General features: G+C 70.9%; 17 protein-coding genes. 10 read left to right on the top strand and 7 right to left on the bottom strand.

Annotated features, from left to right (window positions below; translation table 11 throughout):
* Nucleotides 1–303: 303 nt before the first annotated feature.
* A complete protein-coding gene (locus G3I19_RS21915; RefSeq protein WP_164265382.1) occupies nt 304–933 on the top strand; it encodes a vitamin K epoxide reductase family protein in 630 nt (209 codons plus the stop codon).
* Nucleotides 934–1,029: 96 nt separating this feature from the next.
* Nucleotides 1,030–2,397, top strand: a complete 1,368-nt coding sequence (locus tag G3I19_RS21910) for a replication-associated recombination protein A (RefSeq protein ID WP_164265381.1) — start codon at nt 1,030–1,032, stop codon at nt 2,395–2,397.
* Between the two features lie 131 nt (nt 2,398–2,528).
* Here the strand turns inward: G3I19_RS21910 and G3I19_RS21905 are convergent, their stop codons facing one another.
* Nucleotides 2,529–3,209 (bottom strand): DUF2470 domain-containing protein, encoded by a 681-nt coding sequence (locus tag G3I19_RS21905; RefSeq protein ID WP_164265380.1) that lies wholly within the window; start codon nt 3,207–3,209, stop codon nt 2,529–2,531.
* Between the two features lie 186 nt (nt 3,210–3,395).
* Between G3I19_RS21905 and rpsD the strand changes: the two genes are divergently transcribed.
* On the top strand, nt 3,396–4,010 hold the full coding sequence (gene rpsD, locus G3I19_RS21900) for a 30S ribosomal protein S4 (RefSeq protein WP_164265384.1): 615 nt from the start codon (nt 3,396–3,398) through the stop codon (nt 4,008–4,010).
* Here the strand turns inward: rpsD and G3I19_RS21895 are convergent.
* Nucleotides 3,998–6,157, bottom strand: a complete 2,160-nt coding sequence (locus G3I19_RS21895) for an AAA family ATPase (protein ID WP_164265379.1) — start codon at nt 6,155–6,157, stop codon at nt 3,998–4,000. The two genes, rpsD and G3I19_RS21895, sit on opposite strands and share 13 nt — an antisense overlap.
* A gap of 170 nt (nt 6,158–6,327) precedes the next feature.
* Between G3I19_RS21895 and G3I19_RS21890 the strand changes: the two genes are divergently transcribed.
* From G3I19_RS21890 to G3I19_RS21865, 6 genes are all read left to right on the top strand, one after another.
* Nucleotides 6,328–6,756, top strand: coding sequence for a DUF948 domain-containing protein (locus G3I19_RS21890; RefSeq protein ID WP_164265378.1), 429 nt, complete (start codon nt 6,328–6,330; stop codon nt 6,754–6,756).
* Nucleotides 6,757–6,763: 7 nt separating this feature from the next.
* The gene (locus G3I19_RS21885) at nt 6,764–7,078 is read left to right on the top strand and encodes a hypothetical protein (RefSeq protein WP_164265377.1); all 315 of its coding nucleotides are present in this window, start codon (nt 6,764–6,766) and stop codon (nt 7,076–7,078) included.
* Nucleotides 7,078–9,747, top strand: a complete 2,670-nt coding sequence (gene alaS, locus G3I19_RS21880; protein WP_164265376.1) for an alanine--tRNA ligase — start codon at nt 7,078–7,080, stop codon at nt 9,745–9,747. Before G3I19_RS21885 ends, alaS begins: the two co-directional genes overlap by 1 nt.
* Entirely contained in the window at nt 9,747–10,211 is a 465-nt protein-coding gene (gene ruvX, locus G3I19_RS21875; protein WP_164265375.1) for a Holliday junction resolvase RuvX, read from the top strand. The genes alaS and ruvX overlap by 1 nt, the downstream gene beginning before the upstream one ends.
* Before the next feature lie 102 nt (nt 10,212–10,313).
* Complete coding sequence (mltG, locus tag G3I19_RS21870) at nt 10,314–12,185, top strand: endolytic transglycosylase MltG (RefSeq protein WP_164265374.1); 1,872 nt, start codon at nt 10,314–10,316, stop codon at nt 12,183–12,185.
* Nucleotides 12,178–13,005, top strand: a complete 828-nt coding sequence (locus tag G3I19_RS21865; protein WP_164265383.1) for a shikimate dehydrogenase — start codon at nt 12,178–12,180, stop codon at nt 13,003–13,005. The genes mltG and G3I19_RS21865 overlap by 8 nt, the downstream gene beginning before the upstream one ends.
* 43 nt (nt 13,006–13,048) lie before the next feature.
* Here G3I19_RS21865 and G3I19_RS21860 read toward each other — a convergent pair whose 3' ends face one another.
* The 5 genes from G3I19_RS21860 to G3I19_RS21840 form a co-directional block, all read right to left on the bottom strand.
* Nucleotides 13,049–13,423 (bottom strand): hypothetical protein, encoded by a 375-nt coding sequence (locus tag G3I19_RS21860; RefSeq protein ID WP_164265373.1) that lies wholly within the window; start codon nt 13,421–13,423, stop codon nt 13,049–13,051.
* A 144-nt stretch (nt 13,424–13,567) separates the two neighbouring features.
* Nucleotides 13,568–15,961 (bottom strand): glycoside hydrolase family 3 N-terminal domain-containing protein, encoded by a 2,394-nt coding sequence (locus G3I19_RS21855; protein ID WP_164265372.1) that lies wholly within the window; start codon nt 15,959–15,961, stop codon nt 13,568–13,570.
* A gap of 62 nt (nt 15,962–16,023) precedes the next feature.
* Complete coding sequence (locus G3I19_RS21850; protein WP_164265371.1) at nt 16,024–16,917, bottom strand: carbohydrate ABC transporter permease; 894 nt, start codon at nt 16,915–16,917, stop codon at nt 16,024–16,026.
* A 4-nt stretch (nt 16,918–16,921) separates the two neighbouring features.
* Nucleotides 16,922–17,926: a sugar ABC transporter permease gene (locus G3I19_RS21845; protein ID WP_164265370.1), complete on the bottom strand. Its 1,005-nt coding sequence runs from the start codon at nt 17,924–17,926 to the stop codon at nt 16,922–16,924.
* 2 nt (nt 17,927–17,928) lie between these two features.
* The gene (locus tag G3I19_RS21840; protein ID WP_239074663.1) at nt 17,929–19,173 is read right to left on the bottom strand and encodes an extracellular solute-binding protein; all 1,245 of its coding nucleotides are present in this window, start codon (nt 19,171–19,173) and stop codon (nt 17,929–17,931) included.
* Between the two features lie 213 nt (nt 19,174–19,386).
* On the opposite strand from G3I19_RS21840, the gene G3I19_RS21835 reads away from it, so the two are divergent.
* Nucleotides 19,387–20,445 carry a LacI family DNA-binding transcriptional regulator gene (locus G3I19_RS21835; RefSeq protein WP_164265368.1) on the top strand — a complete coding sequence of 353 codons (1,059 nt, stop codon included), beginning with the start codon at nt 19,387–19,389 and terminating at the stop codon, nt 20,443–20,445.
* Nucleotides 20,446–20,472 lie beyond the last annotated feature (27 nt).

The raw sequence follows: 20,472 nt of genomic DNA, 5'->3' as shown, positions 1-20,472 counted from the left end.
GGGAGCCACGGCCTGCGGCGTCCCCGGCGCCCGGCCCCCGCAGGCCCTTCCGCGCCCTCGGCACCCGCGGTATGCGCCGCACCGAATGCGCAGGTCGCAGCAGGTCTGCCAAGTCGGCGCCGCCGCATCCGGGACGCCGCCGGGGCTGTCGGTCGTCCACCGCCGAAGGACCGCCGACAGTCCCGGCGGGCGGGCCGCCGTCCGAAGGGTTCGCACATCCTTATCTCCATCGAACAGTGCGGACCCCTTGCGGTGCGGCACAATGAGCCTGCCCACAGGCCACAGGAGCGATGGATCGGCATGATGACGACGACAGTGGTTGACGACGACGTGTCCGCGCAGCAGGACGGGAAGACCGGCGCGAGCCGTGCCTTCGGCTGGCTTCTGGTGATCACCGGAGCGGCCGGGCTGGTCGCGGCGTGGTTCATCACGCTCGACGAGTTCAAGCTCCTGAAGGACCCGAACTTCACCCCGGGCTGCAGCCTCAACCCGGTGGTGTCCTGCGGCAACGTGATGAAGAGCGCGCAGGCATCGGTCTTCGGCTTCCCCAATCCGATGCTCGGACTGGCCACTTACGCGGTCGTGATCGGCGTCGGGATGAGCCTGATCGCGGGCGGGCGCCACAGCCGCTGGTACTGGCTGACGTTCAACGCCGGCTGCCTCTTCGGCGTCGGCTTCGTCACCTGGCTCCAGTACCAGTCCCTGTACAACATCAACTCGCTCTGCCTCTGGTGCTGCCTGGCCTGGGTGGGCACGATCACCCTCTTCTGGTACGTCACCTCGCACAACATCCGGCACGGCCTGCTGCCCGCCCCGGGCTGGCTGCGGAGCTTCTTCGGTGAGTTCACCTGGGTGCTGCCCGTCGTGCACATCGGAATCATCGGCATGCTGATCCTCACCCGCTGGTGGGACTTCTGGACCGGCGCGCACTGATTCATCCCGCCGGGGCAGTTCGTGGACGGGCCGGCAGAGGCCCGCTCGCGAGCTGCCCCGGCGGCGTTGTCAGTGGGGTGACATAGGGTTTTGTACGTGGAACCCGATCTGTTCACCGCCGCGGCCGAAGACCGCCAGGAGAAGGACCCGTCCAGCAGCCCGCTCGCTGTACGGATGCGCCCGCGCACCCTGGACGAGGTGGTGGGCCAGCAGCATCTGCTCAAGCAGGGCTCACCGCTGCGCCGGCTCGTCGGCGAGTCCGGCGGCGGGCCTGCCGGGCCCTCGTCCGTGCTGCTCTGGGGTCCGCCCGGCATCGGCAAGACGACGCTCGCCTATGTCGTGAGCCAGGCCACCCGCAAGCGGTTCGTCGAGCTCTCCGCCATCACGGCGGGCGTCAAGGAAGTGCGCGCCGTCATCGACGGCGCGCGCAGGGCGTCGGGGGGATACGGCAAGGAGACCGTCCTCTTCCTCGACGAGATCCACCGCTTCAGCAAGGCCCAGCAGGACTCCCTGCTCCCCGCCGTGGAGAACCGCTGGGTCACGCTCGTCGCCGCGACCACCGAGAATCCGTATTTCTCGATCATCTCGCCGCTGCTCTCCCGGTCCCTGCTGCTCACGCTCGAATCGCTCACCGACGACGACCTGCGGTCGCTGCTGCACCGGGCGCTCACCGAGGAGCGCGGGCTCGGTGGCGCCGTCACGCTGGCGCCCGATGCCGAGGCGCATCTGCTGCGGATCGCCGGCGGTGACGCGCGCCGCGCTCTGACCGCGCTCGAAGCGGCGGCCGGCGCGGCCATGGCCAAGTCCGAACCGCAGATCACACTCGGAACGCTGGAGGAGACGGTCGACCGCGCGGCGGTGGCCTACGACCGCGACGGCGACCAGCACTACGACGTGGCGAGCGCCCTGATCAAGTCGATCCGCGGCTCCGACGTGGACGCGGCTCTGCACTATCTGGCCCGCATGATCGAAGCGGGGGAGGACCCGAGGTTCATCGCCAGACGGCTGATGATCTCGGCCAGTGAGGACATCGGCCTCGCCGACCCCACAGCGCTGCCGACAGCGGTCGCCGCCGCCCAGGCGGTCGCGCTGATCGGTTTCCCGGAGGCCGCGCTCACCCTCAGCCACGCCACGATCGCGCTGGCGCTGGCCCCGAAGTCGAACGCCGCGACGACCGCGATCTCCGCCGCCCGTGCCGATGTGCGCGCGGGCCTCGTCGGGCCGGTCCCGGCGCATCTGCGCGACGGCCACTACAAGGGCGCGGCCAAGCTCGGCCACGCCCAGGGCTATGTGTATCCGCACGATGTCCCGGGCGCCATCGCCGCCCAGCAGTACGCCCCGGACTCCGTGCGGGGCAAGCGGTACTACGAGCCCACCCGGTACGGCGCCGAGGCGCGTTACGCGGATGTGGTCGAGAAGGTGCGGGAGCGGCTGTCGGGCGAGGGCGCGGACGGGCGCCAGTGACGGACGGCGCGGACGGGCGCCAGTGACGGACGGCGCGGAGGGGCGTCAGTGACGGACGGCGGGGGGCGCGCACCCGGCGCCGTCCGGCCCCTGTCCGACGGCGTGTCCCGTGGCTCACGGCGCCGGCGGTCTCACCCGGCCGCCGCGTCGAAGAGCGCGTGCATGGCCCGGTGCAGTCCGGTCACCTCACTCACCGGCTCGGAGAAGTCGAAGCGCGCGTCGAAGCAGCGCGTCCCGGTGAACCGCACCCGGAGCCCGAACCGGTCCAGCGCCAGCGGCACCGCCGCCGTTCCGTCCGGGACCCGGTCGCCGAGCAGCCCGGACAGCCCGCTCACCTGGTCGCCGTGGGCGGAGTGCAGATGCTGGAGCAGCTCGGCCTCATGGCCGACCAGCGGATCGGCCACCGCTTCGGCGAACTCCTCGGGGTCCGCGCTCCCGCACCCCCAGAGGTCGTCCACGTACACCTCCCCGACCTCGAGCCGCAGCATCATGTGGCCCGGGGCCGCCATGCCGGGTACGGAGGTGAGCCAGCCGGAGACCCGGGCCCGCCCCCGGATGCGGTGGGGCACCGAGACCGGGGCGACGTCCGTGATCTCCAGCACCGCGGCCAGTTCGTCGTCCTGGGCGTGGGTCGCCGCCCGGACGGCCGGTGACGCGGCGGGGAAGACCAGGTACAGCTCCCCGTCGGGTCCTGTGCTGCGGGCGAGCGGGACCAGCTGGTCGGTGAGGGCCGCTTCGACCCCGGTCACCAGCAGTACCGCGGAGCAGGTACTCTGTACGAGAGTTCGTGTGCGCTCGGCTGCTGACGGCATCCGGGCGGTTTCAAGTCCGCTGGGACGCGGCTGACCACGATCTGATCGGACCTCCGTCGCGTCGACGCCCAGAGCGTCGGCCTTCTTTGTGCTGTCCGTGATGTGACTGGTGTTCCCCGGACGAGACATACGATCTCCTTGAGTAAGGTGAGCCTAACCTAACCCAACCATGGAGGTTTGGAGAACGTGCCTAACCAGTCGCGTCCCAAGGTCAAGAAGTCACGCGCGCTCGGTATCGCGCTGACGCCGAAGGCTGTCAAGTACTTCGAGGCCCGTCCGTACCCGCCGGGCGAGCACGGCCGTGGCCGCAAGCAGAACTCGGACTACAAGGTCCGTCTGCTCGAGAAGCAGCGTCTGCGCGCCCAGTACGACATCAGCGAGCGCCAGATGGCCCGCGCCTACGACCGCGCCAAGAAGGCCGAGGGCAAGACGGGCGAGGCGCTCGTCGTCGAGCTCGAGCGCCGTCTCGACGCCCTGGTCCTGCGTTCGGGCATCGCCCGGACCATCTACCAGGCCCGCCAGATGGTCGTCCACGGCCACATCCAGGTCAACGGTGGCAAGGTCGACAAGCCGTCGTTCCGCGTCCGTCCCGACGACGTCGTGATGGTCCGCGAGCGCAGCCGCGAGAAGGTCCCCTTCCAGGTCGCCCGTGAGGGTGGCTACGACACCGAGGGCGAGACCCCGCGCTACCTCCAGGTGAACCTGAAGGCCCTGGCCTTCCGCCTGGACCGCGACCCGAACCGCAAGGAAATCCCGGTCATCTGCGACGAGCAGCTGGTCGTCGAGTACTACGCCCGCTGATCCGGACGTACCTCGCGCTTCACCGCTTCGGCCCGTCGTTCCCTCGCTCCTCGCGGAGCAGGGGGCGGCGGGTCTTCGCGTGCCGCGGGGCCGTGCAGCGCACGCTCCACGGCGGCATCCCGGCCCAGCCGCGCCCCCCGCGCCAGGAAGCTCTCGTAGACCTCGCGCCCCAGCTTCCGGCGGGCCCCCTCCTCGCACCGCTGATGCGGCGTGCTGTAGTACGCCGAGCCGAAGAGCGGCAGCCCCACCGACGCCCAGAGCCGCCCGGCCGCCCCCTGCAGCAGCGCGGCCTCCGTGGCCTCGCCGCGCTCCAGGGTGAGCAGCGCCATCAGCTCCAGCGCGAGCACGGTGCCCAGCTGGTCGTGGAAGGCGTGGCTGGTGGTCAGGCAGTCGGACAGCAGCTCACGGGCGCGCGTCGGCCTGCCGTCCGACCAGGCTTCGAAGGCCAGTACATAGAGCGCGTACGCCCGCGCCCAGAGCTCGCCGTGGTCCTCGCAGACCGCCACGACGTCGTCGCAGATGGCGGCCGCCTCCGCGAGCCGCCCCCGGAAGCACACCGCCATCGCCAGCTCGACCTGCCCCATCAGGACGTTGCTGTTGAGCTCACCCAGGTCCCGGTACTGCCCGACCGCCTCGCGCAGCAGTTCCTCCGCGCGCGGCATGTCATCGGTGACCAGCGCCAGACAGCCGGTCCTGTGCAGGGCGTACGCGGCCGCCAGCGCGTCACCGGTGTGCTGGGCCGCCTCGTGGCACTCCTGGAGGGCGGCCACCGCGGCCACCGAGTCCCCCTGCAGCACCGCCACATATCCCAGCACCCAGAGCGCCTTGAGCCGCGCGCCGTCGTGCCCGCCCTCCGCCCGCAGCACATGGTCCAGCCAGTGCCGCCCTTCGGCGAGGCGCCCGCAGCCCACCCAGTAGAACCACAGCGTCCCCGCCAGGTACTGGGCCAGATGGACGTCCTCGCGGTGCTCCAGGGAGAACTCCAACGCGCCCCGCAGGTTGGGCAGTTCACCGTCCAGCCGGGCCGCGATCCCGGCCTGCCTGGGGCTGAACCAGTCCAGCTCGCACCAGGTGGCCAGTCCGAGGAACCAGTCGCGGTGGCGCCGTCCGAGCCGCTCGGTGTCCTCGGTGGCGGTCAGCCACCGCGCCCCGTAGTCCCGGATCGTGTCGAGCATCCGGTAGCGGACGCCCGCCGGAGTGTCCTCCCGTACCAGCAAGGACTGTGCGAGCAGTTCCTCCAGCACCTCCAGGACGCTGTCGGAGGGCAGCTCGGGGCCGCCGCAGATGTACTCGGCCGCCTCCAGGTCGAACTGCCCGGGGAACACCGAGAGCCGGGCCCAGAGCAACCGCTGTTCCGGAGTGCACAGTTCGTGGCTCCAGCCGATCGCCGTGCGGAGCGTCCGGTGGCGCGGTGGCACGCCCCTGCCGCCCCCGGTCAGCAGCCGGAACCGGTCGTCGAGCCGGGCCAGCAGCTGCTCGACCGACAGGGCCCGCATCCGTCCCGCCGCCAGCTCCAGTGCGAGCGGGATCCCGTCCAGTCGCCGGCACACCTCCGCCACCCGGGCCCCGTCCTCCTGGGCGAACCGCATTCCGGGCCGGACCGCTGAGACCCGGTCGGTGAAGAGCCGTACGGCGTCACGGTCCCGCATCGGCGCCAGCGGGAGGGTCAGCTCGCCCTCGATCTCCAGGGGCCGCCTGCCGACCGCGATCACCCGCAGCCCCGGGGCGCCGCGCAGCAGATCGAGGAGCAGTTCGGCACACGCGTCGACCAGGAATTCGAAGCCGTCCACCACGAACAGCAGCTCACGCCCGGCGAGATGGCGGGTCAGCACCTCGCGCGGCGGCCTGCTCGTGTGGTCGGTGAGCCCCAGGGCCTCGACCAGGGTGTGCTCGATCAGCTCCGGGTCGCGCAGGGCGGACAGCTCGGCCAGCCGCACGCCGTCGCAGAACCGTTCCTGCAGGGTTCCGGCCACATGCGTCGCCAGCCGTGTCTTACCCACACCGCCGACTCCGACCACCGTGACCAGCCGGGACGAGCCGATCAGTCTGCCCAGCTCGGCGGCCTCGGTTCTGCGCCCCACGAACCGGTTGAGCTCCGCGGGAAAGCTGCCGGGGGCGGTCCGATGGCCGGTCGAGTCGCGTCGCATAGAACACGGAGAGTACGTGGAGGTGCGCACTACGTACAATCCGCTGCCGGAATCCCCGGCGCGCACAGCGGATATCCGGTACAGGGGCGCAGTCCCGGCGCGATAGGCTCGGAAACCACAATCGACGTGACCAATGACGTGACTTCCGACGACCCAGAGAGCGGTGCAACGTGTCCGGTGGAGAGGTGGCCGGCATCCTGGTGGCCGTCTTCTGGGCGATCCTGGTCTCCTTCCTCGCCGTGGTGCTGGTGAGGCTGGCCCAGACGCTCAGGACGACCACCAAGCTGGTGGCGGACGTGACGGACCAGGCCGTGCCGCTGCTCGCCGACGCCTCCACGGCCGTCAGGTCGGCACAGACCCAGCTGGAGCGGGTCGACGCCATCGCGACCGACGTCCAGGAGGTCACCTCCAATGCGTCGGCGCTCTCCACGACCGTCGCATCGACCTTCGGCGGACCGCTGGTGAAGGTCGCGGCCTTCGGCTACGGCGTCCGCCGGGCGCTCGGCCGCAAGGCCGAAGGGGAGCCGGAGCGGGCCGGCCGCCCGGTGATCGTCGGCCGCACGGTGCCGGCCGCACGGCGTAGGAAGCGGAAGGGCTGACGCTGCAATGTTCCGCCGTACGTTCTGGTTCGCCACCGGCGCCGCAGCCGGTGTGTGGGCCACCACCAAGGTCAACCGCAAGATCAAGCAGCTGAGCCCCGAGAGCCTCGCGGCGCAGGCGGCGAACAAGGCCGTCGACGCGGGCCACCGGCTGAAGGACTTCGCCGTCGACGTGCGGGCCGGCATGGTCCAGCGCGAGGCGGAGCTGGGGGAGGCGCTCGGTATCGACGCGCAGCCCGCACCGGCCGAACTACCCGCGCGGCGGCGTCTCGCCGCCATCGAACACATCACGCATTCGCACAACCGGAATGAGGACCACTGATGGAGTCGGCTGAAATTCGCCGCCGCTGGCTGAGCTTCTTCGAGGAGCGCGGGCACACCGTCGTCCCTTCGGCGTCGCTCATCGCGGACGACCCGACTCTGCTGCTCGTGCCCGCGGGCATGGTCCCGTTCAAGCCGTACTTCCTCGGCGAGGCCAAGCCGCCCGCCCCGCGCGCCACCAGCGTGCAGAAGTGCGTGCGCACCCCGGACATCGAAGAGGTCGGCAAGACCACCCGGCACGGCACGTTCTTCCAGATGTGCGGGAACTTCTCGTTCGGCGACTACTTCAAGGAAGGCGCCATCGCGTACGCCTGGGAGCTGCTCACCAGCTCCGTGGCTGACGGTGGCTACGGTCTTGAGCCGGAGAAGCTCTGGATCACGGTCTACCTGGACGACGACGAGGCCGAGCAGATCTGGCGCGAGAAGATCGGCGTGCCGGCCGAGCGCATCCAGCGGCTGGGCAAGAAGGACAACTTCTGGTCCATGGGCGTCCCCGGCCCCTGCGGACCGTGCTCCGAGATCAACTACGACCGCGGCCCGGAGTTCGGCGTCGAAGGCGGCCCCGCCGTCAACGACGAGCGGTACGTGGAGATCTGGAACCTGGTCTTCATGCAGTACGAGCGCGGCGCCGGAGACGGGAAGGAGGACTTCCCGATCCTCGGCGACCTGCCGTCCAGGAACATCGACACCGGCCTCGGCCTGGAACGTCTGGCGATGATCCTCCAGGACGTGCCGAACCTGTACGAGATCGACACCTCACAGGTCGTCATCGACAAGGCCACCGACCTGACCGGCGTCAGGTACGGCCAGGCCGTGGGCTCCGACGTCTCGCTGCGGGTCGTCACCGACCACATGCGTACGTCCGTGATGCTCATCGGCGACGGTGTGACCCCGGGCAACGAGGGCCGCGGCTATGTCCTGCGCCGCATCATGCGCCGGGCCATCCGCAACATGCGGCTCCTGGGCGCCACAGGACCGGTCGTCGCCGACCTGGTCGACGTGGTGATCAACACCATGGGCCGCCAGTACCCGGAGCTCATCACCGACCGCAAGCGCATCGAGACCGTCGCCCTCGCCGAGGAGGCCGCCTTCGTCAAGACGCTGAAGGCCGGCACCAACATCCTCGACACCGCCGTCAGCGAGACCAAGGCCGCCGGCGGCCGGGTACTCGCCGGTGACAAGGCGTTCCTGCTCCATGACACCTGGGGCTTCCCGATCGACCTCACCCTGGAGATGGCCGCCGAGCAGGGCGTCTCGGTGGACGAGGACGGCTTCCGGCGGCTGATGCAGGAACAGCGCGAGCGTGCCAAGGCCGACGCCAGGTCCAAGAAGACCGGCCACGCCGACCTCTCCGCCTACCGCGCCGTCGCCGACAGCTCGGGCGCCACCGAGTTCACCGGATACACCTCCACCGAGGGCGAGTCGACCATCGTCGGACTGCTCGTCGACGGGGTGCCGTCGCCCGCCGCCACCGAGGGCGACGAGGTCGAGATCGTCCTCGACCGGACCCCGTTCTACGCCGAGGGCGGCGGCCAGCTCGCCGACACCGGCCGGATCAGGCTCGACTCGGGTGCCGTCGTGGAGGTACGCGACGTACAGCAGCCGGTCCCCGGGGTCTCCGTGCACAAGGGCTCGGTCCAGGTGGGCGAGGTGACGGTCGGCGCCGCCGCCTACGCCGCCATCGACCAGCGCCGCCGCCGGGCCATCGCCCGCGCCCACAGCGCCACCCACCTCACCCACCAGGCGCTGCGCGACGCTCTCGGCCCGACGGCCGCGCAGGCCGGCTCGGAGAACTCGCCGGGCCGCTTCCGCTTCGACTTCGGTTCGCCCAACGCCGTCCCCGGCACGGTCCTCACGGACGTCGAGCAGAAGATCAACGACGTCCTCTCGCACGAACTCGACGTCCACGCCGAGGTCATGTCCATCGACGAGGCCAAGAAGCAGGGCGCCATCGCCGAGTTCGGCGAGAAGTACGGCGAGCGGGTCCGGGTCGTCACCATCGGCGACTTCTCCAAGGAGCTGTGCGGCGGTACGCACGTCCACAACACCGCCCAGCTGGGCCTGGTGAAGCTGCTCGGTGAGTCCTCGATCGGCTCCGGAGTACGCAGGATCGAGGCTCTGGTCGGCGTCGACGCGTACAACTTCCTGGCCAGGGAGCACACCGTCGTCGCCCAGCTCCAGGAGCTGGTCAAGGGCCGTTCCGAGGAGCTGCCCGAGAAGATCTCGGGGATGCTCTCGAAGCTCAGGGACGCCGAGAAGGAGATCGAGAAGTTCCGCGCGGAGAAGGTCCTCCAGGCCGCCGCCGGTCTCGCCGCCGGGGCCAAGGACGTACGCGGTGTCGCCGTGGTGACCGGCCAGGTCCCCGACGGCACGGGCGCCGACGACCTGCGCAGGCTCGTGCTCGACGTCCGGGGCCGCATCCAGGGCGACCGCCCCGCGGTGGTGGCCCTCTTCACCACGGCCAACGGCCGCCCGCTGACGGTCATCGCCACCAACGAGGCCGCCCGCGGCCGCGGTCTCAAGGCGGGCGAGCTGGTCAGGGCCGCCGCCAAGACCCTCGGCGGCGGCGGTGGCGGCAAGCCGGACGTCGCCCAGGGCGGCGGACAGAACCCGGACGCCATCGGTGACGCCGTGGCCGCCGTCGAGCGCCTGGTCGGAGAGACCGCCTGATGCGACGTGGCCGTCGGCTCGCGATCGATGTCGGGGACGCCCGGATCGGGGTCGCCTCGTGCGACCCCGACGGGGTCCTCGCCACGCCGGTGGAGACCGTGCCGGGACGTGACGTCCCGGCCGCCCACCGGCGGCTGAGGCAATTGGTCGCCGAGTACGAACCCATTGAGGTCCTGGTCGGCCTGCCCCGTTCCCTGAATGGGGGAGAGGGCCCTGCGGCCGTCAAAGTGCGCGGATTCACCCAGGAACTCGCTCGTGGCATTGCACCCATTCCCGTGCGATTGATCGACGAGCGGATGACCACAGTAACGGCCAGTCAGAGTTTGCGGGCCTCAGGCGTAAAGTCCCGAAAGGGTCGTTCTGTCATCGACCAGGCGGCGGCTGTCGTCATCCTGCAGAATGCACTGGAGTCCGAACGGGCGTCAGGCGTTGCTCCAGGTGAGGGCGTCGAAGTGGTTGTCTGATCGCGATGCGGTAGCGTTCCGCGCGATGCGGCGGTTTCGAACAGCTGCCGCACAGCACTAGAGGCGGACCGTCCGGAGGCCCCTCGCGGCTCTAGGGGACCGATGACTGAGTATGGCCGGGGCGCAGGCTCCGAACCGTGGCATCCCGAGGATCCGTTGTACGGGGACCAGGGATGGGGAGGTCAGCAGGACGCCTCCGGCCAGACGCCGTACGACGGCCAGGCGCAGCAGTACGCCGGTGCGCCCCAGTACGACCAGTACGGCAACCCGGTGTACAGCACGCCGCAGGACCCGTACCAGCAGCAGTACCCGCAGCAGCAGGGCCAGTACCCGCAGCAGACCGGCGTGGACCCGAACCAGTACGGCGCTCAGCAGGACCAGTACGGCCAGGCGCAGTACGGCCAGGACCAGTACGGCCGGAACCAGCCGCCGTACCCGCAGGACCAGAACCAGCAGCCGTACGGGCAGAATCCGAACGCCCAGCAGTACCAGCAGCAGTACGCGCAGAGCCCGTACCAGCAGCCCCCGTATCCGCAGGATCCGTACCCGCAGCAGAACGGCGGCTGGGAGGGCGCGGCGCAGCAGACCGGTGTGGCGTACGGGGCCGAGCCGCATACGCCGTACGCCGGGCAGCCGGTGCACCACAACGGCGAGAACCCCGACTTCTACCGGACGCCCGACGCCTATCCGCCGCCACAGCCCCCCGGCCGCCGGGACGAATGGCAGCAGGAGCCGCCGGCCGAGGCGGAGCCCGAGCCCCCGCACGAACCGGAGACGCATCCTTTCTTCACCGGCGGTGACGGCCCTCTCGACGGTGGCGATGACGACGACTACGACGACGACCCCGCCGAGACACGTGACGGTACCCGCGACCGCCGGGGCAAGACCGGAAAGCCCAAGCGCCGCAAGGGCTGTGCCTGCTTCGCGGTCTCGCTGGTCCTGGTCGGCGGCCTGGGCGGCCTCGGCTATGCGGGCTACGAGTTCTACCAGTCCCGTTACGCCCCGCCCCCGGACTACACCGGCGTCGGCAGCTCGCCGGTCCAGGTCGAGGTTCCGACGGGCACGGGCCTCGGCGGGATCGGCCGGCTGCTGAAGGAGAAGGGCGTCGTCAAGAGCGTCCAGGCGTTCGTCACCGCGGCCGGGAAGAACCCGAAGGGGAAGTCGCTCCAGGCCGGCGTGTACAGCCTCAACCAGCGGATGTCGGCGGCGAACGCGGTCACCGCGATGGTCGACCCGAACAGTCTGAACCAGCTCATCATCCCGCCCGGCTGGCGGAACGCCACGGTGTACGCGGCCATCGACAAGCGGCTCGAACTGAAGGCCGGGACCACAGCGGGCGTCGCCAAGTCGCAGGCCGGGAAGCTGGGTCTGCCCGGCTGGGCCAAGGGGCACAAGGACCTGAAGGACCCGCTGGAGGGCTTTTTGGCCCCGGCGAGTTACCCCGTCGCCACGGGCATGAAGCCGGAGGACCTGCTCAAGAAGATGGTGGGTCAGGCGGACAAGGAGTACGGCGACAAGAACCTCGCAGCCGCGGCGACACGGCTGGGGCTCAAGGATCCGTTCCAGGTCGTCACGGTGGCGAGCCTCGTCCAGGCCGAGGGCAAGACCCAGGACGACTTCCGCCGAATGGCGGAGGTCATCTATAACCGGCTCAAGCCCGAGAATACGCAGACCAATCAGCTGCTCCAGTTCGACTCGACCTACAATTATCTGAAGCGGCAGAGCAAGATCAATATTGGTGAAGCGGAAATCCACAAAAACATGGATCCGTACAACACCTATACGCAGAAGGGCCTTCCGCCCGGGCCTATCGGAAGTCCGGGCCCCCAGGCACTCGCTGCGGCCCTGAACCCGACGAAGGACGGCTATCTCTACTTCGTGTCGGTCGACGGGCACCAGACCGGATTCACCAAGACGTATGCGGAGTTCATGAAATTGAAGCAGCAGTTCAATGACAACCAGAACGGTGGCTGAGGCCCGCAGGGCGGCCGTTCTGGGCTCGCCCATCGCGCACTCGCTCTCCCCTGTCCTGCACCGAGCCGCGTACCGGGAACTCGGTCTCGGCACCTGGTCCTACGACCGGTTCGAGGTGGACGAGGCGGCCCTGCCCGCGTTCGTCGAGGGACTCGACGCGTCCTGGGCCGGGCTCTCGCTCACCATGCCGCTCAAACGGGCCGTCATCCCGCTGCTCGACGAGGTGACCGCGACGGCTGCGTCGGTGGAGGCGGTCAACACTGTGGTGTTCACCGCCGACGGGCGCCGGGTGGGCGACAACACCGACATCCCGGGAATGATCGCGGCGATGCGCGAGCGTGGGGTCGAGAAGGTGGAGTCGGCCGCCGTCCTCGGCGCGGGGGCCACCGCCTCGTCCGCGCTGGCGGCGCTCTCCCTCATCTGTACGGGCCCGGTCACCGCCTATGTACGCAGTGCGGCCCGTGCCCAGGAGATGCGGGGCTGGGGCGAACGGCTGGGCGTCGACGTCCGCACGGCCGACTGGGCGGAGGCCGCCGGGGCGTTCGAAGCGCCGCTGGTCGTCGCGACCACGCCGGCCGGTACCACCGACGCGCTCGCCGCCGCCGTTCCCGGTGCGCCCGGCACCCTCTTCGACGTGCTGTACGAGCCGTGGCCGACCCCGCTCGCCACCGCCTGGGGGGCGCACGGCGGGGCCGTCGTGGGCGGCCTCGATCTGCTGGTGCATCAGGCGGTGCTCCAGGTCGAGCAGATGACCGGCCGTACGCCCGCGCCGCTCGCCGCCATGCGGGAAGCCGGGGAGCGGGCGCTCGCCTCGCGGTGAGGCCCGGGTGAGGCCCGGGTGAGGCGGCTCAGGGGTGGGCGGTTCAGGCGCGGCGCCGGAGGCCGATGTCGGTGCCCGCCGCGTACTCCTGGGTCCAGCTGCGGCCGGTCTCCGACCGCCAGGTGACCTGGACGGTCTCGCCCAGGACCCTGACACGCTCCACCGTCATGGACCGGTCGCTGTCCCGGACGTCACCGCGGCGCAGGTCCCGCGCGGCGACGCTGACGCGTTCCACCGGCTGTGCGCGCTCCGCCTCATCGGCCGCGCGCAGCAGGGCGGCGGCCAGCTCCCTTGCCCGCGCGGGGGAACACACCAGTGTGATCCCCGGGTCCGCGGGCGCGGACCGTGCGGTGAGGCGTACGTCCCCGAGCCCTGTCTCCAGGGTCGCGCCGACGCCGCCGTCGAACTGCCACTCCATTGTTCTCCCCTCGACCGCTCCGGCCGGCGCGGCCACCCCGCATTTCAGCACACGCGCACCCGGGCCGCGGACGCGGTGTGCGGGGCCGGGGAGCTGTGCCGGAAAGCGGGGCCGGCCGCGGGGTTCCGGGACGGCAGGGGAGGATCACGTCACCGGGCCGACGGCCGTTTCGCAGACCAGTTCCCGGCGGTGGTCGACCGTACGCTCGGGCCCGGTGAGCAGCAGCCGTACCGTGTGCCGGATGTCGTGGGCCGCGCTGGAGGACGCGAAGCGCAGGTCGAGTGCGCCGGGCTCGACGATCCGCCGTCCGCCCACACCGGTGAACGAGGCCAGATCGGCATGGAAGCGGAAGCGGACACGCCGGGACTCTCCCGCTCCGAGTGCCACCCTGGCGTACCCGATGAGCCGCGTATCGGGCCGGGTGGTCTGGGCGACCGGGTCGTGGAGATAGAGCTGCACCACTTCGGCGCCCTCCCGGTCCCCGGTATTGCGCACCGTGAGCGCGATGTCGGCCGAGCCGTCCGTGGGCAGTTCGGCGGGGACCGGACCGACCGGGCCCCAGGCGAACGAGGTGTACGAGAGCCCGTGCCCGAACGGGTACAGCGGTGTCGGATCGAGATTGCTGACCGCGCCCGCCAGGCCCAGTGGCGGCTGGAGATACGTCCACGGCTGGCCGCCGGGCCCGTACGGCACCCCGACCGGGAGCCGGCCCGAGGGGTTGACCCGGCCGGACAGCACCCCGGCCAGCGCGGGGCCGCCCTCCTCACCGGGGAAGAAGGCCTGCACGACGGCGGCGGGCTGGCCCGCCCAGCGGCCGAGCGCGTACGGGCGGCCCGTCAGCAGCACCACGACCACCGGTGTTCCGGTGGCGAGCAGCGCGTCGAGCAGCTCGCTCTGCACCCCGGGCAGGGACAGGTCGGCCGCGTCGCAGCCCTCGCCCGACGTCCCTCGCCCGAACAGCCCGGCCCGGTCGCCCAGCACCGCGACACACACGTCCGCCGCGCGCGCGAGTCCGGCGGCGGCTGCGATGTCCGATGTGTCGCTCCCGTCCACCTCGCACCCCGGTGCGCGGCTGAGACGGGCGCCGGGGAGTTCGGCGCCCAGCGACTCGAGCAGCGTGGGGATGGCGATGCCCAGCGCCGTTCCCGGGTGGACGCTCCCGACATGGCTCGGGAACGAGTAGCAGCCGAGCATGGCCAGCGGGTCGTCGGCCCGTGGCCCCACCACCGCGATCCTGCCGCCGTCACGCAGCGGCAGCACACCGTCAGGGTTGGCGAGCAGAACGCAGGACTGCTCGGCCAACTGCCGTGCCAGCGCCCGGTTCCGCGGCGGATCGAGGTCCACGCGGCCGCGTTCCTGACCCGGCCCCACCCCTTCGAGTGCGGTGGGCAGCGGAGTCCACCCCGGGTCGAGGAGCCCCAGTTCGCACTTCTGGAGCAGCACCCGGCGCAGCGCCCGGTCCACCAGCTCCTCCGGCACTGCCCCTTCCCGTACGGCGCCGGTCAGCACATCCCCGTACGAGCGGACGGTGGGCAGCTCCACATCGACCCCGGCGCCGAGCGCGAGGCGCGCCGCACCGGCGCGGTCGGCGGCGACGCGGTGCAGGGTCTCCAGGAAGCCGATGCCGAAGTAGTCGGCGACCACCGTGCCCTCGAACCCCCAGGTGTCGCGCAGCAGACCGGTGAGCAGGGTGGGGTCGGCCGCGGCCGGTACGCCGTCGATCTCGGCGTAGGAGTGCATCACCGAGCGGGCACCGCCTTCCCGTACGGCCAGCTCGAAGGGCGGCAGGATGACATCGGCCAGCTCCCGCGCACCGGCCCGTACGGGGGAGAGGTTGCGGGCCCCGGCCGACGCCGAGTAGCCGGCGAAGTGTTTGAGCGTGGCGACGACTCCCGCGGATTCCAGGCCGCGGACGTACGCCGTTCCGACGGTGGCCACCAGGTAGGGGTCCTCGCCGATGGTCTCCTCGACGCGGCCCCAGCGCAGATCGCGTACCACGTCCAGGACGGGGGCCAGGCCCTGGTGGACGCCGACCGACCGCATGTCGCAGCCGATCCGGTGGGCCATCTCGGTCACCAGCTCCGGGTTCCAGGCCGCTCCCCAGGCCAGCGGGACCGGATAGGCGGTGGCCCCCCAGGCGGTGAATCCGGCCAGGCACTCCTCGTGGGCGAGCGCGGGGACACCGAACCGGCCCGCCCCGGCGATCCGCTGCTGGGCGCGGGCCAGTGCGACCGCGCCCACCCCCGGGTCGACCGGCGCCGTACCGAAGGGCCGGGTGAGCTGGCCGAGGCCACGAGCGGTCAGCTTCGCCCAGTCGACCGGGTCCACCATGTCGTTCTGGTGCGGGGCGACCCCGTCGCCGTCGGCGTCCGCGCCCACCCAGATCCCGTACAGCTGTGCCGTCTTCTCCTCCAGGGTCATCCGGGCGATGAGGTCGGCCACCCGCTCGCCCGGGGGGAGGGCGGGATCGCGCCAGGGGCCGTCGGCGGCGGGCAGCGGGGCGGGCGCGGGGACGTGCGGAGCGGGGCGGGCGGCCATCGTGCGGGGTCCTCTCAGCAGGGCGGGGATACGGGGCAGGGGTGCGGGGCGGCGTCCGTGTGTTACTTGCCGCCCACCCCCATCAGGCCGTTGACCAGGGCACGCCTGGCCACCAGATAGACCGCGAAGATGGGCACCACCGAGAGGACGATCGCTGCGAGCACGGCGGGGATGTCGACGCCGAACTGGGACATGAAGTTGAAGAGACCGAGGGTCAGTACCCGGTTCTCCGGGGACTGGGTGAGGATCAGCGGGAAGAGGAAGCCGTTCCACGCCTGGAGCGCGGAGTAGATCGCCACCGTGCTGATGCCCGCCCTGGAGAGCGGCACCGCCAGCTGCCACAGCATCCGCAGCGGGGACGCGCCGTCGAGCGCCATGGCCTCGTACAGCTCGTCGGACACGTCGCGCATGGTCCCGCTGAGTACCAGCACAGCCACCGGCATCGCGAAGGCCGCGGTGGGCAGGATGACGGCGGGCAGGGTGTCGTAGAGCCCCAGCTTCCCGATCAGCAGGTACAGCGGCACGATCACGGCCTGCGCCGGGATCGCCACACCGAGCAGGAACGTCCGGAACGCCAGCGAGGAGAGCCGGCTCCGGGTGCGTACCGCGACGTACGCCACCGGAACCGAGAGCACCAGCACGATGGCGACGGTGCTCACCGCCACGATCGCGGTGTTGCCCAGCAGGGTGAGGAAGCCGCTGTGCAGCACGGTGTTGTAGTTGTGGAGGGTCGGGTGGGCGGGGAAGGCGAGCGGGTGGCCGTTGAGCGCCTCGTCCTGGTGCATCAGCGAGGAGGACACCAGGGTGTAGAGCGGCACGACCACGATGACCAGCCAGACCAGCGAACCCAGACCGGCCAGCGGGTTGGCCCTGGACCGTGCCGCGCGGCGCGGGGCGGCTGTCCGCGGGGCGGCGGGCGTGAGGGGCGGCGCGGTGCGGCGGGTGTCGGACGGCATCGCGTCACATACCTTCCCGGGTGGAGCGCATGGACCCGAAGCCGCTGAAGCGGACCAGGACCAGCGACAGAGCGGTGGCGACCACGACCAGCGCGGTGGCGATGGCGGCGGCGTAGCCGAGGTCGTACGTCTGGAATCCGGTGCGGTACATCAGATACGGCAGGATGGTCGTATCGGTGCCGGGCCCGCCCTTGGTCATGATCAGTACGGTGTCGAAGTAGGTCAGCGAGCCCACGATCATCAGCACCGACGAGGTGGTCACGGTGTGCCGCAGCTGCGGCAGCGTGATGTGGAAGAACTGCCGCAGCATTCCGGCGCCGTCGATGGCCGCCGCCTGGTAGAGGACCTCGGGGATCTGCCGGGCGCCGCCCTGGTAGATCAGGGTGTGGAAGGGCATGAACTGCCAGCCGCCCACGAAGGCCACGGTCAGCAGGGCGCCGGTGGAGGAGCCGAGGACACCCGGGTCGATCCCGATCCAGGGGCCGATCTCCTCGATCACGCCGAAGTTCGGGTCGAGCAGGGCGTGGAAGAGCATGGCGATGGCCGTGGTGGAGAGCAGCAGCGGCACGAAGAAGACGGCCGAGAGGACCGCGCGGCTGCGCTGCCGGCCGGCGGCCCAGACTCCCAGCAGCAGCGCCACCGGGGTCTGGAAGGCCCAGCTGATCGTGGTGAGCAGCAGGCTGAGCCGTGCGGCCTGGCCGAAGTCGTGGTCCTTGAGGAGCCGGGTCCAGTTGGCCAGGCCGGCCGGGGCGGGCGAGTCGAGGCCGTTCCATGTGCAGAACGAGAGAGCGACGGCGAGTGCCAGCGGGACGACCGCGAAGAGGGCGAAGAAGACGATGCCGGGGAGGGCCCAGGCGACGTGCGGGCGGGCGGCGGCGCTGCCCGCCACCGCCCCGCGGCCGGGCCTCCTCACCGGGCCGGCCGGACCGGGCTCGGCGGGACCGGGCGCGGTTGGGTCGGTCCCGGTCGGGCCGGGCTTGGTTCTGTCGGGATCGGTCAGGTCGTCCATCGCTACTTGACGGCCTTCATGGCGGAGACGAACTGCTCGGGCGTGGACTTCCCCGCGAACAGCTTGCTGATCTCGGTGAGCAGCGGCGAGGCGATCCGCGACTCCAGCGCCTGGTCCCAGGAGAGCGTGAAACTGGGTGCCTTCTGGACCAGTTGGTACTGGTACGTGGAGAACTGCGGGCTGGGTGACGAGCCGAGCAGCGAGGCGGCGTTGGAGGTGGTGGGGACGTCTCCGTTGTCGATCAGGGACTTGGCGTACTCCTGCGACGCCATGGTCTTGAGGAACGCGATCGCGGTGTCCTTGTGCTTCGTCCTCGAATTGACCGACCAGTAGTTGGTGGGGTTGCCCACCACGTCGGCCGGGTCGCCGACACCGCCGGACACCGTCGGGAAGGCGGTCCAGGCCAGGTCCTTCTTCGCGAAGGCGGGCGCCTTGCCAAGCTGTGTCGAGTACTCCCACGAGCCCATCAGATGCATGGCGGCCTTGCCCTTGTTGAGCAGGGTGGGGGCGCCGCCGTTCCCGTAGTCGACCGTGGTGAAGTGCGAGCCGAAGGCGCCCTCTTTCACGAGCTGTTCGACAGTCCTGGCGGCCTTGAGCACGGCCGGGTCGCCCCACGCCGCCGCGTCACCCCCCTGGATCTTGCGGAAGACCCCCGGCCCGCCGATCCGGTCCAGCAGATACTCCAGCCACATCAGTTCGGGCCACTGGTCGGAGCCGCCGAGCGCGAAGGGAGTGATGCCTTTGGCCTTGAAGGTGGTGATGTCCTTCTGCAGGTCGCCCCAGGTACGGGGCGCCCCGAGGTGGTTATCGGCGAAGAGCGTCTTGTTGTAGAAGAGGATCACGGGCTGCATACCGCGCATGGGCACCCCGTAGACCTTCCCGTCGAGGCTGCCCGCGGTCACCACGGACGGCAGGAAGCCCTTCTTCAGCGTGGCGTCGTTCTTGACGGTGGAGGTGAGATCGACCAGCTGCCCGGCCTCGACGTACGGCTTGATGGAGCCGCCGCCCCAGTTGTAGAAGACATCGGGGGCGCTGGGTGAACCCATCGCGCTGCGGAGCTTGTTGACGTAGTCGCTGCCGGGGATCGACACCAGCTTCACCTTGACGGGCGAGGTCTTGTTGAACTTGTCCACGGCGGCCTTCTGAACCTTCACCGCGTCGTCGCCGTAGACATAAGCGGTGATGGTGCCGCTGCTGCCGCCGCCCCCGGTCGATCCACAGCCGGCCAGCACGGCGGCCATCACCATGGCGGCACCTGCCGAGGTCCATCTGGCGAAACGTGTGCCACTGCTGAGAATGCCCGATCCCATGACCGCACCTCTGTCGAATGTTTCGGCTCTCGCTACGAATGTTGCCGGAACCGTACGGGCGTGCCCCAGCCCGGTCAAGGGGTCGGCGGGGATGTGTCCCGGCCCGGGACCGACGCGTGAACGGGCGCTCCTGCGGGCTACCATCGCTGTATGAGCGCTGCGAACATCCAGCCCCACCAGGAGAAGACGCCTGCCGGAGACCAGCCGGAAGGAGGCGCCACCCTGGCGGAGATCGCCCGTGCTGCCGGGGTGTCCGCTCCGACAGTTTCGAAAGTCCTGAACGGGCGCGCCGATGTGGCACCCGCGACCCGCACCAGGGTGGAGGAGCTGCTGCTCCAGCACGGCTACCGGCGCAAGCGCGGCGCCTCCCAGCAGCCCCGGCTGATCGACCTGGTCTTCCACGAGCTGGAGAGCGCCTGGGCGATGGAGGTCATCAGGGGCGTGGAGAACGTCGCCCGACAGGACGGGCTGAGTCTGGTGCTCTCCGAGAGCGCGGGGCGGCTGACGCCCGGCCAGACCTGGGTGGACGGTGTGCTGGCCCGGCGTCCGGTCGGGGTGATCCTCGTCCTCTCCGATCTGACCGCGGCCCAGCGGGCCCAGCTGACCAGCCGGGACATTCCGTTCGTGGTGGTCGATCCGGCGGGCGACCCGGGTGACGACGTACCGTCGGTCGGCACCACCAACTGGCAGGGCGGGCTGGCCGCCACCCGGCACCTGATCGAGCTGGGGCACCGGCGGATCGGCGTCATCGGCGGCCCGTCCGGCATGATGTGCAGCCGCGCCCGGATCGACGGCTACCGCGCCGCGCTGGAGACCGCGGGCCTGCCCGTGGACCCGCGGCTGGTGCGCGAGGGGGACTTCCACCACGAGGCCGGCTACACCGCGGGCCTGGATCTGCTGCGGCTGCCCGACCCGCCCACCGCGGTGTTCACCGGCAACGACCTCCAGGCGCTCGGGGTCTTCGAAGCCGCCCGGGAGAAGGGGCTGCGGATTCCGGACGACCTCAGCGTCGTCGGGTTCGACGACCTGCCGGTCAGCCGGTGGGTGGGACCGCCGCTCACCACCGTGCGCCAGCCCCTCACCGAGATGGCCGAGACCGCGGCCCGGCTGGTGATCGACCTCGGCCGCGGGCGCCGGCCCGCCACCACCCGGGTCGATCTCGCGACCCGTCTCGTGGTCCGCAGCAGCACCGCGCCGCCCCGCGGCTGAGGGGCCGCCGCCGGCCGGCCCCTCCCA

This window comes from Streptomyces sp. SID10853, assembly GCF_010548145.1.
Lineage (GTDB): Bacteria > Actinomycetota > Actinomycetes > Streptomycetales > Streptomycetaceae > Streptomyces.
This window is presented reverse-complemented; position numbering and strand designations above follow the sequence as displayed.